Here is an 11,877-nt window from a genome sequence, read left to right as displayed (position 1 = left end):
GTTTAAGGCAACCCTGAAAAAGTTCACCCCGAACTTTTCCGGCCCTGCCGAGTCCGACCCATGCCGATTCGATCGGGTTCTTCAGATGATCGAATTAAACCCGAACAAACCGAGTCATTCCGCGATGAACCGTCCCACGCCAATGCTGCGCACCCTGCCCTATCGCAAGCCCACCGAGGGGCGCGATTACTGGGTGTTCGATGACATTCTTCCGGATGCCGCGCAAGTGCGCGCGCGCTGTCTGGACAAGCAGGACTGGGCGCTGGGCTTCCCGCATACCGGCGAAAGCTGGCCGGGGCGGCGCGCGATCCCGGCGCTGGAGGGTGACGAACTTGCGCTGGTGGAAGAACGCGTTCGCCAGGCCACTGGCGCGCGCAAGCTGTGGGTGCAGTCCACGCCCGAAGGCAAGACCTTGAACCACAACTGCGTGCAGGTGGTGGGCGCCAGGGAAGCCGGGGCGCGCCCGCATACGGATTCGCGCGCGCTGTGCCGCTATGCGGCGGTGCTCTATCTCACGCCGGAGGCTCCCGAGCACTGCGGCACCAGCTTCTTCCGCCAGCGGATGCCGACAGGTCAGCTGGGCGGCAACACCGTCACCGCGCCACACAACAATCTGGTGGAAGCGCTGGGCACGCGCTTCGTCCCGCCCGGCTCGTTCGTCGAGGACTTGCGGGTGCCCAATCGCTTCAACCGGCTGCTGCTCTACAGCGCGGCGATGATCCACAGCGCCACCGCCTACTTCGGCAATGTGCTGGCGGATGAGCGGATGGCTGCGGTGTTCTTCTGGATGGGGTGAGTCCGGGAATCCGAGCGGCACCGGCACGCGAACGCTGATCTGCCACCGAAGCCGGCTGGACTACGCCAAAGCCGACCGCCTTGCGGCGTCCCGGTTGGCTCACATCAGCTTGATCTCGCGCAGGCGTTCTTCCAGATAGCCCTGTGCGGTGATCGGCTCGGGATAGCGACTGGGGTTATCCGGCGTGACGCACGACGGCAGCACGTCGATCAGGAATTCCGGGTTCGGGTGCAGGAAGAACGGCACCGAGTAGCGTGGCTGGCGCGCGTTCGGCCCCGGCGGGTTGACCACGCGGTGGGTCGTCGATGGATAGACGTGGTTGGTCAGGCGCTGGAGCATGTCGCCGATGTTGACGACGATGGTGTCGGCGTCCGCGGTGAACGGCACCCATTCGCCCTTGCGCGAGAGCACCTGCAGTCCCTCGGCGCTGGCGCCGACCAGCAGGGTGATCAGGTTGATGTCCTCGTGCGCGCCGGAGCGGATGTTGGGGATGTCGCCCTCGGGGATCGGCGGATAGTGCAGCGGGCGCAGGATCGAGTTGCCGTGGTCGGTCTTGTCGGCGAAGTAATCGGCCGGCAGACCGATGTGCAGCGCCAGCGCCGAGAGCACCTGCGAACCCAGCGCGTCGAGCGCCTGATACAGCCCGTACCCGGCGGAACGGAATTCCGGCACCTCCGCGGGCCACAGGTTGGGCGGCATCACGTCGCGCTGCGGCGCATCGTCGGGCAGCTCGCGGCCGATATGCCAGAACTCCTTGAGGTCGAAGAACTGCGAGCCTTTCGCGGTTTCGATCCCGAACGGGGTGTAGCCGCGCGCGCCGCCGCCGCCGGGGACGTGGTAGCGCATCTTGGCGTCCTTCGGCAGCGCGAAGAACGCCCGGAACGCGGCATAGGCGGCGTCGATCTGCGCCTGCGGAATGCCGTGGTTGCGGATGCCGGCAAAGCCCCACTCGCGGTAGGCGGCGCCGAGGTCGTCGACGAAGGCCTGACGTTCGGCGGCATCGCCGGGATGGGTGAAGCGCCGGATGTCGAAGGTGGGGATCTGCGAAGTCATGCGCGTGTCCTTCAGCGGCGGCGACAGTGGCCGCCCGATCGCGCATTGTGAACCCGGCAGCAGCGGCAGGGGAAGCCGGATCGAATGCTTGCGAACAAGGCTTCGGCGCAGGCGGGTTGCGGCTCAGGCCACGGCGCGGACGGCATCAGCCAGCGTGGCCAGCGTGGCATCGACCAGGGCCGCATCGTCGGCCTCGACCGTGACCCGCACCACCGGCTCGGTGCCGGAGGGCCGCAGGAAGGCGCGGCCGCGACCGACCACCGCCTGCTGCGCCTGTGCCAGCGCCGCCTGCACCTCAGCAGTCGATACTGCTGCAGAAGCGCCCGCGCAGCGGACGTTGACGGTTTTCTGCGGCACCTTGTGCAGGTCGGCGAGCGCCTCGGACAGCGTCAGACCGCGCCGCTGCAGCACCTCCAGCACCTGCAGCGCGCTGACGATGCCGTCGCCGGTATTGGCGCGGTCCAGGCACAGGATGTGGCCGCTGGCCTCGCCGCCGAGCATGCCGTCGTTCGCCAGCAGCATCTGGTGGACGTGGCGGTCGCCGACGTTGGCGCGCAGGAACGGGATCCCCCGCGCCGCCAGCGCCTGTTCGAAACCGAAATTCGACATCAGCGTGCCGACCACCGGCCCGCGCAGCCGCCCGCTGTCCTGCCAGTCGCAGGCCAGCAGATAGAGGATGCCGTCGCCATCGCGCACCTGGCCCTTGTCATCGACGAACAGGACGCGATCGCCGTCGCCGTCGAAGGCGATGCCGAGATCGGCGCCGGTTTCGAGCACGCGTCGGGCGAGGCCTTCCGGATGGGTCGAGCCGACGCCGTCGTTGATGTTCAGCCCGTTCGGTTCGATCCCGATCGCATCGACGCGCGCGCCCAGTTCGCGCAGCACCAGCGGCGCCAGCTGATAAGTGGCCCCGTTCGCGCAGTCCACGACGACCCGCAGGCCGTTGAGGTGGAAGCCCTTGGGCACCGAATTCTTGCAGGCCTCGACGTAGCGGCCGACGGCATCGCGTGTGCGCACCGCCCGCCCCAGCGCGACCGATTCCACGGTGCGGAACGGCTGGTCAAGGGCGGCTTCGATGGCCAGTTCGGTCGCATCGTCGAGCTTTTCGCCCAGCGCCGAGAAAAACTTGATGCCGTTGTCGAAGTGCGGGTTGTGGGATGCGGAAATCACGATGCCGCCATCGGCGCGCATCGAGTGGGTCAGGTGCGCCACCGCCGGGGTCGGCATCGGCCCCATCAGCTGCACGTCGACGCCGGCCGCGACCAGCCCGGCTTCCAGCGCCGCTTCGAACATGTAGTTGGAAATGCGGGTGTCCTTGCCGATCACCACCATCGGCTTGCGCCATTCCTGGCGCGCGCGCGCGGCATCGGCCAGCGCGTGACCGTAGGCGTTGCCCAGGCGCAGCACGAAATCGGCGGAAATCGGACCCTCGCCGACCCGGCCGCGGATGCCGTCGGTGCCGAAATACCTGCGCTGGATCATGCCGCGACTCCGCCGGCTGCGGGGGGCGGCTGCCGCATCAGCAGCGCCAGCAGGCGCGCCAGCCGGGTACGCAGTTCACGCCTATCGACGATCTGGTCGACGGTGCCGTGCTGGAGCAGGAATTCGCTGCGCTGGAAGCCTTCCGGCAGTTTTTCGCGCACGGTCTGCTCGATCACGCGCTGGCCGGCAAACCCGATCAGGGCGCCGGGTTCGGCGAGGTTCAGATCGCCCAGCATGGCGAAGCTGGCCGACACGCCGCCGGTGGTGGGATGGGTGAGCACCACGATGTAGGGCAGCCCGGCCGCGCGCAGGCGCCCGAGCGCGGCCGAGGTCTTGGCCATCTGCATCAGCGAGAACAGGCTTTCCTGCATGCGCGCGCCGCCGCTGGCGGTGAAACACACGAACGGGCAGCGCAGTTCCAGAGCGCGCTCGGCGCCGAGGGTGAAGCGCTCGCCGACCACCGAGCCCATCGAGCCGCCCATGAAGGCGAAATCGAACGCGGCAGCGACCAGCGCCTGTCCGGCCAGTTTCCCTTCAAGGACAACCAGTGCGTCGCGCTCGCCGGTTTTCTTCTGCGCGGCCTTGATGCGATCGGAATATTTTTTCTGATCCTTGAAATTGAGCACGTCGGTCGGGCCGAGGTTGGCCCCGATCTCGGCCGTCGCCGCGCCATCGTCCAGCAGCGCCGCCAGCCGCACGCGGGCGCGGATCGGCATGTGGAAGCCGCATTTCGGGCAGACTTCGAGGTTTTCCTCGAGTTCGGGACGGTACAGCGCGCTGTTGCAGTTGGCGCACTTTTCCCAGACGCCCTCGGGCACGCTGCGCTTGCGCTCGCTGCCGCCTTCGGTGCGGATGCCCGTGCCGGGCATCAGTTTCTTCAGCCAACTCATCGGATTCGATCCATCCTCTGTTTGCGGTCGGCGCGCGGAAGTCTAGCGCGGGGCGGCGTCCAACGCCGCCCGCAGGGGACGAAGGAACGCCGACGCCTGTGCCGCAGCCTCCGGCCCCGACGCGTTCGTCAGACCAGAAACAAGGGCGCTGCCGACGACGACGCCATCGGCATGCCGGGCCACCGCGGCCGCGCTGGCGGCGTCACGGATGCCGAACCCCGCGAACACCGGCACCCGCGCCTGCCTGCGCAGATCGCCCAGGCGGCGACCGACGTCGGCCGCATCCAGCTGCGCAGCGCCGGTGACGCCGGCATAGCTCACGTAATAAAGATAACCCTGCGCCTGTTCGCACAGCCGCGCCATGCGCGCCTGCGGCGTGGTCGGAGCGGCCAGCGACACCAGCGCCAGGCCGTGCCCGGAAAACGCGCGGCGGTAGTCGTCCGCTTCTTCCGGCGGCAGGTCGACCAGCAGCACTCCGTCCACCCCGGCCCTGGCGGCGTCGGCCGCAAAGGCCTCCACGCCGTGGATTTCGACCGGGTTGAGATAGCCCATCAGCACGACCGGCGTGTCGGCGTCGCTTTGGCGGAATTCGCGCACGCAGCCGAGCACGTAGCCGAGCCCGGCGCCGCGCGCCAGCGCACGTTCGGAACTGCGCTGGATCACCGGCCCATCGGCCATCGGATCGGAAAACGGCACGCCCAGTTCGATCACGTCGGCGCCGGCCTGCACGAGCGCGCGCATGACCGGCACGGTCGCTTCGAGCGAGGGGTCGCCGGCCGTGATGAACGGGACCAGCGCCTTGCGGCCGGCCGCGCGCAGCGCGTCCAGCCGCTGATCCAGCCGGGTCATTACGCTTGGCTGGCCGGCGGGGTCGGCTGGGCGGCGGCGACGTAGCCTTCGGCCGGGGTCTGGGCGGCATCTTTCATGCGACCGATCTTGACGCCGGCGGCAAGATAGTCATCCACCAGCTCGGAATCGCCAACGTCAATGCCGCGCTCTTCGCCGATGCCGTCCAGATGCTGGTTGAGCATCTTGCGGAACGTCTCGGTCGACTGGTCGAGGAAGTTCTTGCGCTCCTGCGCCGCGTACATCGGCTTGACCGCCATCAGGAAATGATGGGAGTTGAAGCGCGCGGCGGCGAACATGATCGCCATGGCCGGACCGCCCGGGCCTACTTTCTGGGTCTGCTTGTCGGCAACGGCCAGATAGTCGTTCACGGCTTCCACGAACGCCGGATCGAGTTGGTTCGACTGCTGGTCAGCCTGCGTTGCGTCGTTGAGTTGGGATTGGGTTTCTTCGGCCATAGCCGACTCCTGAATGAAAGTACGCGGGACAATCGTGCATTGTCGCGCAAATCCGCGCGACCACCAAATCCGTGGAACCGGCGTCCTGTGGGAGCGCGCCCTGCGCGCGACAGCCACATCCCAGCCCCGGCCAGGAACCCACGGGATTACAAGGTCAGGCCTTCCCGCGCCGCGATCGTGTGCATGTCCTTGTCGCCGCGACCCGACAGATTGCACAGCACCAGCGCGTCCTGCGGCAGTTCGCTGGCCAGCTTGATCGCCTGCGCCACCGCGTGGCTGGACTCCAGCGCCGGCAGGATGCCCTCGCTGCGGGTCAGCCGGTGGAAAGCTTTCAGCGCCTCGTCATCGGTGACGCCGACGTACTCGGCGCGGCCCGTGTCCTTCAAGAAGGCGTGTTCGGGGCCGACGCCGGGGTAGTCCAGGCCGGCGGAAATCGAGTGGGTTTCGACGATCTGGCCGTCATCATCGCAAATTACGTAGGTGCGGTTGCCGTGCAGCACCCCCACCCGCCCCGCCGCCAGCGACGCGGCGTGGCGGCCGGTCTCGATGCCGTCCCCGGCGGCCTCGGCGCCGACGATGCGCACCGACGGGTCGTTGAGGAAGGCGTGGAACAGGCCGATGGCGTTGCTGCCGCCGCCGACGCAGGCGGTGATGGCATCGGGCAGCCGCCCGTATTCGGCCAGCATCTGCGCGCGCGCCTCGCGGCCGACCACGGCATTGAAGTCGCGCACCATGCGCGGATACGGGTCGGGGCCGGCGACGGTGCCGATGATGTAGAAGGTGTCGGCGATGTTGGTCACCCAGTCGCGCATGGCCTCGTTGAGCGCGTCCTTCAGCGTCGCCGAACCGGAGGTCACCGGCACCACGGTGGCGCCGAGCAGCTTCATGCGGTGGACATTGCTCCTCTGCCGCTCGATGTCGGTGGCGCCCATGTAGACCACGCACTCCAGCCCCAGCCGGGTGGCCACGGTGGCGCTGGCCACGCCGTGCTGCCCGGCGCCGGTTTCGGCGATGATCCGCGTCTTGCCCATGCGCGCCGCCAGCAGCGCCTGGCCGATGGTGTTGTTGATCTTGTGCGCGCCGGTGTGGTTCAGGTCCTCGCGCTTGAGCAGGATCTGCGCACCGCCGATCTCGCGGCTGAGGCGCCGGGCGTGGTAGATCGGGCTGGGGCGGCCGACGTAGTGCGCCAGGTCAGCGTCGAAGGCGGTCTGGAAGGCCGGATCGACGCGCGCCGCGTCGTAGGCCGCGGCCAGTTCCTGCAGCGGGCCGATCAGGGTTTCGGCGACGAAGCGGCCGCCGTGGCGGCCGAAATGGCCGCTGGCGTCGGGGAAGGCGTGGAAATCGAGGGTCGCGGCACTGGCCGGACTGGCTGCGGAATTCATCGAAGGAGACTCCAGGGATTCGACGTTCGCCGCGCGGAGCATGCGCAGACGAGAACAGGGAGGAAACGGGTGCTCTCTGGGAAACGCGCAGTCATCGCGCGATCGGCACTTGTTGCGCCGACGGACCGCTATCTGACCGCCGCCGCGGGCACGCGCCGCCAGCGCCGCAGCGAGCGGCCGAAGGGCGCGGGGTGGCGATTCGAAGGAGGCATCGCGGGCAAGATTAACCGATTGCATCCGAGGCCGCGCGCGCAGCCTCCACGAACCGACGCATCGCCTCGGGATGCTTGCGCCCGGGGGCGGTTTCAATCCCGCTGGAGACATCGACGCCCCATGGCCGCACCGCCTGGATGGCCTCGGCCACGTTGCCCGGCCCCAGGCCGCCGGCCAGCAGGATCGGCCGGTCGCAGGCGTGCGGCAGGCGCGACCAGTCGAAGCGATGCCCGCTGCCGCCGGCCTGTCCCGCACCGTGGCCGTCGAGCACGAAGCCGAAGGCCGAAGGGAATCGCGCCATCTCGACCAGCGGGTCGGCGCCATCGCCCATCGCAATGGCTTTCAGGAACGGCAGGCCGAAGCGGGCGCAGAAGGCATCGTCCTCGGCGCCGTGGAACTGCAGCAGGTCGGGCCGGATCGCATCCACGCCACGCTGCACTTTCTCGCCCGGGTTGTCCATCAGCAGCAGGACTGCCGCGCTGCGGTCCGCGACCAGGCTTCGCAGTTCGGCCGCCTGCGCCATGCCAAGCCGACGCGGGCTGCGTGGCGCGAGGATCAACCCGACGTAATCCACGCCCAGTTCCACCGCGAGCCGCACGTCTTCGGCTCGGGTCATGCCGCAGAACTTGATCCGCACGGATCCACGCGCGGCGACGGCACCGTCAGTCATCGAGGCAGGCCTCCTCCGGCAGGCCCCAGCGGCGCGGATAGAGCGGACCGAGAAAGAGCAGACCCGCCGATGGCGCGGTCGGGCCGGCCCGGGTGCGATCGCGCCTTTCCAGCAGTTCGGCAATCCATTCGGGCGGACGCTCGCCGCAACCCACCAGCAGCAGCGAGCCGACGATGTTGCGCACCATGTGGTGCAGGAAGGCGTTGCCCTGCACCTCCACCACCACCTCGTCGCCGCTGCGGCGCACGCCGATGTCGTGCAGGTTGCGGCGGGCGTGACTGGCCTGGCACTGGGCGCTGCGGAAACTGGAAAAATCGCGCTCGCCCAGCAGCGCCTGCGCTGCGACGTGCATCTTTTCCGCGTCCAGCGGGCGGTAATCCCAGCCGAGGTACTGGCGCTCCAGCCCGGGACGGGCGCTGCGGTTGAGGATGCGGTAGCGGTAGCGACGCGCACGGGCGGAAAACCGCGCGCTGAAATCCGGATCCACCGGCACGCACCAGCGCACCGCCAGCGCCGGCGGCAGATTGGCCGTGGTGCCCAGGATCCAGCCACGGAGATCGCGCACGCTGTCGGTGTCGAAGTGGACGACCTGGCAGCGCGCATGCACGCCGGCATCGGTGCGTCCGGCGCACACGGTCGCCACCGGCGCATCGGCCACCCGCGACAGCGCGGTCTCCAGCGCCGCCTGCAGGCTGGCGTCGGGATCCGTCGTCCCGGGCTGGCTCAACCGCTGCCAGCCGGAAAATCCGCTGCCGTCGTATTCGATCCCCAGCGCGAAGCGCATGCCTGCCGCTTCGCAATCAGCCCATGATGCGGGCCAGCATCTTGCCAGCCTTCTCGCTCACCGCATCGTCTTCATCGTTGAGCAACTCGGCAAGCAATTGCTGGGCGGACGTGCGATCGCCCATGTCGATGAAGGCATCGACCAGCTTGAAGCGCTGCTCGGCGCTGGCGCGGGCGGGCGGCTCGTTGTCGGCAGAATCGCCCGCCGGTGCCGCCGGTTGCGCAGGCTCGTGCGCGGTTGCCGGCGCCGCATCCGAATCCGGCGCTCCCGAACGTGACACGGAACCCTTCACCACCCAGCCCGAGTGCCAAGCCGGAGTCTCGCCACGCGGGCTGGCAGGAGGAGGCGTTTCCTCCGCCGGAGCCGGTGCCGGTGCCGGTGCCGCTTCGGAATCGGATTTCTGGCCACTGCGCTGGCGATCCAGCCGTTGCATGCTCGCCGCCAGGGCGTCGTGGTCGAAACGGCGGCGCGGCTTGGCCTCGACCTCGGGCCGGTTGCGCTTGCTGAGGAACCAGACCAGCAAACCCAGCAGCAGGACCCCCAGGCCGCCGCCGATGTAATACAGGTTGTAATTCGAATGGGTCGCGGCGGGCGCCTGTTCCGCGCTGGCCGCCGCAGGCTGGGCCGCAACCTGGTTGGCTTCGGCCAGACGGTGCTGCGCGGAGGCCAGTTCGGTGTCCTTCATGGACAACAGGCGATTCTGCTCGTCGCGAATCCGCTCAAGTTCGGCCACGCGCTCCTTGAGGTCTCCGATTTCCGCAGTCTTCGCTGAAATTTCTTCGTCGCGCTGCGCCAACTCCTGTTGCAACATGCTTCCCCCACCCCGATTGCCGGTTCCGGTATTTGCCCCCGCCGCGGGCGTGGCGCCCGTGGGTGGAATGATCTGCAGACGCGCTTCGGAACGGCGCGGGCCGGCACTGGCCGCCGCGACGGTGGACGGCATGGCCGCCACGTTGGGACGCATGGCCGTGGAGCCCGCATCAGGTCGCAGCGCGCGCGCGTTCCCGTTGTTTGCCGTATTGGCCGCCGTATCGGCCGTGGACTGCGGCTGCAGCACCGGCCGCTGCGACTGGCGCCAGGCCTGCATCTGCTGGCGCACCACCGCACCGGCTTCGGACGCGTCGATTTGCCCCACTTCGCCGCTGTCGGGAACCCGCAGCACGGCGCCCTGGCGCAACCGGTTGATGTTGTCGCCGAGGAAGGCATCGGGGTTGGCTCGCAGCAGAGCCAGCATGGTCTGGTCGAGGCTGAAGGTGCTGCGCAGCCCCAGACCGCCGGCGATCGCGGACAGGGTTTCACCGCGCTTGACCGGGCCATATTGCCCCGAGTCCTCGGCGGAGGCCGTTGCCGCGGGTGCAGGCGACATCGCCGCCACTTCAGGCGCCGGCGGCGCGCTTGCCACCGGCGGCGGCGTGGCGACATCAACATCCGTCTCCGGCACCTGGGATTCCGCGGCGACCGGTGCGGGTGCGGGTGCGGGCGCAGCCGGCGCGGCGGCTTCGGGCACAGGCGGCAACGGTTCGACAGTCGCTACCGACGGCTCCGGACGCTGGACGAGGTTCGGCGCCTCCGCCGACGGCATCTGCACGTCCGCCTGCGCAACCGGCGCGCTGGCGGTGTTGGGCGCATCCACCAGCGCCGAGTATTCGCGGACCAGCTTGCCCTCGCCCCAATCGACTTCGATCAGGAAATTGACCACCGCCTGATCGATCGGCCGGATGCTGGTGACACGAATCACCGGACGGCCGCGCGCATCGCTGCCAAGGCTGAACTGGAGATCCGCCGCGGCCCCGGTGGGCGGAGGCAGGCCGATCCGCCGGAACGTCTCGGGCGAAGCCAGCCGAGCGCGCAATGCCGCAAGTTCGCCTGGCGTGGTCGAGATGATCGGGATTTCAGCCAGCAAAGGCTGGTTGGGCCCGGACTTGACCTTGATCTGGCCAAGACCCAAAGCCCAGGCGTTGCCGGCGGCCAGCAACAGCGCGGCGATCGCTGCTTTGCGCAAGAATCCGATCACGAAGGCTCCATCATCCACTGCGGCTGCGCGCCGACTCTAGCAGATTGTCGCGGTTTTCCGACAGCCCAACCGCTCGACGCTGCAACGGCCATCACGATTCCCGAGAGTATGGATCCACCGCCTGCCACCGCCCCGGCCCGGCAGTTCAAGCCGTTCGGGTTTTGGGCTCCAGTCCCTCCACCACCAGCAGTTCGGCGATCTGCACCGCGTTGAGCGCGGCGCCCTTGCGGATGTTGTCGGCCACCACCCACAGGTTCAGCCCGCGCGGGTGCGAGAAATCCTCGCGAATGCGGCCGACGAACACGGGATCCTTGCCCGAGGCGTGGGTGACCGGCGTCGGATAGCCGCCTGCCCGCTGTTCGTCCACCACCTCGACACCCGGCGCCGCGCGCAGCAACTCGCGCGCCTGCTCCGGGGTGATCTTGCGCCGGGTCTCGACGTTGACCGCCTCGGAATGGCCGTAGAACACCGGCACCCGCACCGCGGTCGGGTTCACCTGGATGGAGGCGTCGCCCAGGATCTTCTGCGTTTCCCAGACCAGCTTCATTTCTTCCTTGGTGTAGCCGTTGGGCTGGAACTCGTCGATTTGCGGAATCAGGTTGAAGGCGATCTGCACCGGGAATTTCGCCGGCTGGATGTCCTGGAAATTCAGCAGCTGCGCGGTCTGCCGGCCCAGTTCCTCCATCGCGCTGCGCCCGCCCCCCGAGACGGACTGGTAGGTGGCGACGTTGACGCGCTCGATGCCGTACTCGCGGTGGATCGGCGCCAGCACCGGCATCAGCTGCATGGTCGAGCAGTTGGGGTTGGCGATGATCCCGCGCGGGCGGTTCCTGGCCGCTTCGGGGTTCACCTCGCTGACCACCAGCGGCACGTCGTCGTCGTAGCGGAAGGCGGAAGAATTGTCGATCACCACCGCGCCGGCTTCGGCGAACTTCGGCGCGTATTCCTTGCTGATGCTGCCTCCCGCCGAGAACAGGGCGATATCGATTCCGGCCGGATCGAAGGTCGCCAGATCCTGGACCACCAGCGCGTCGTCGCCGAACGCGACCTGCATTCCCGCAGAACGCTCGCTGGCGATCGCCACCACGGCGCCGGCCGGGAACTGGCGCTCGGCCAGGATCGCCAGCATGGTTTCGCCCACCGCGCCGGTCGCGCCGACCACGGCCACTTTGTATCGGTTGTTGCCCATACGTCCTCGAGGATCAGGTGGAACGCGACGGCATGACCGGCGGGCGGTTCGCGAAACGGCCTTCGCGGCCGCGTTGCGAGCGCCCGGCGGCAGTCGCCGG

Annotated in this window: 11 protein-coding genes; 1 reads left to right on the top strand and 10 read right to left on the bottom strand. The window is 68.6% G+C overall.

Translation table 11 applies throughout. From position 1 onward, the window contains the following. Positions 1-124 precede the first annotated feature (124 nt). On the top strand, positions 125-796 hold the full coding sequence (locus Q0X16_RS04485; protein ID WP_297831099.1) for a DUF6445 family protein: 672 nt from the start codon (positions 125-127) through the stop codon (positions 794-796). Positions 797-895: 99 nt separating this feature from the next. On the opposite strand, the gene Q0X16_RS04480 is transcribed toward Q0X16_RS04485, so the two are convergent. The 10 genes from Q0X16_RS04480 to Q0X16_RS04435 form a co-directional block, all read right to left on the bottom strand. Further along, positions 896-1,849 carry a 2-oxoglutarate and iron-dependent oxygenase domain-containing protein gene (locus Q0X16_RS04480; protein ID WP_297831096.1) on the bottom strand — a complete coding sequence of 318 codons (954 nt, stop codon included), beginning with the start codon at positions 1,847-1,849 and terminating at the stop codon, positions 896-898. 123 nt (positions 1,850-1,972) lie between these two features. Further along, positions 1,973-3,331: a phosphoglucosamine mutase gene (gene glmM, locus Q0X16_RS04475; RefSeq protein ID WP_297831093.1), complete on the bottom strand. Its 1,359-nt coding sequence runs from the start codon at positions 3,329-3,331 to the stop codon at positions 1,973-1,975. Then, on the bottom strand, positions 3,328-4,221 hold the full coding sequence (gene accD, locus Q0X16_RS04470) for an acetyl-CoA carboxylase, carboxyltransferase subunit beta (protein ID WP_297831090.1): 894 nt from the start codon (positions 4,219-4,221) through the stop codon (positions 3,328-3,330). The genes glmM and accD overlap by 4 nt, the downstream gene beginning before the upstream one ends. Before the next feature lie 42 nt (positions 4,222-4,263). Next, positions 4,264-5,070, bottom strand: coding sequence for a tryptophan synthase subunit alpha (gene trpA, locus Q0X16_RS04465; protein ID WP_297831087.1), 807 nt, complete (start codon positions 5,068-5,070; stop codon positions 4,264-4,266). After that, a complete protein-coding gene (locus tag Q0X16_RS04460) occupies positions 5,070-5,525 on the bottom strand; it encodes a DUF3144 domain-containing protein (protein WP_297831085.1) in 456 nt (151 codons plus the stop codon). The genes trpA and Q0X16_RS04460 overlap by 1 nt, the downstream gene beginning before the upstream one ends. Positions 5,526-5,671: 146 nt before the next feature. After that, entirely contained in the window at positions 5,672-6,907 is a 1,236-nt protein-coding gene (gene trpB, locus Q0X16_RS04455; protein WP_297831082.1) for a tryptophan synthase subunit beta, read from the bottom strand. A gap of 223 nt (positions 6,908-7,130) precedes the next feature. Further along, positions 7,131-7,790: a phosphoribosylanthranilate isomerase gene (locus tag Q0X16_RS04450; protein ID WP_297831079.1), complete on the bottom strand. Its 660-nt coding sequence runs from the start codon at positions 7,788-7,790 to the stop codon at positions 7,131-7,133. Then, entirely contained in the window at positions 7,783-8,574 is a 792-nt protein-coding gene (gene truA, locus Q0X16_RS04445) for a tRNA pseudouridine(38-40) synthase TruA (RefSeq protein ID WP_297831076.1), read from the bottom strand. Before truA ends, Q0X16_RS04450 begins: the two co-directional genes overlap by 8 nt. A 16-nt stretch (positions 8,575-8,590) precedes the next feature. Further along, positions 8,591-10,588, bottom strand: coding sequence for a FimV/HubP family polar landmark protein (locus Q0X16_RS04440; protein WP_297831073.1), 1,998 nt, complete (start codon positions 10,586-10,588; stop codon positions 8,591-8,593). Positions 10,589-10,733: 145 nt separating this feature from the next. Beyond that, on the bottom strand, positions 10,734-11,777 hold the full coding sequence (locus Q0X16_RS04435; protein WP_297831070.1) for an aspartate-semialdehyde dehydrogenase: 1,044 nt from the start codon (positions 11,775-11,777) through the stop codon (positions 10,734-10,736). Between the last annotated feature and the right edge of the window lie 100 nt (positions 11,778-11,877).

The sequence above is a fragment of the Thermomonas sp. genome (genome assembly GCF_025993755.1).
Classification (GTDB): Bacteria; Pseudomonadota; Gammaproteobacteria; order Xanthomonadales; family Xanthomonadaceae; genus Thermomonas.
This window is presented reverse-complemented; position numbering and strand designations above follow the sequence as displayed.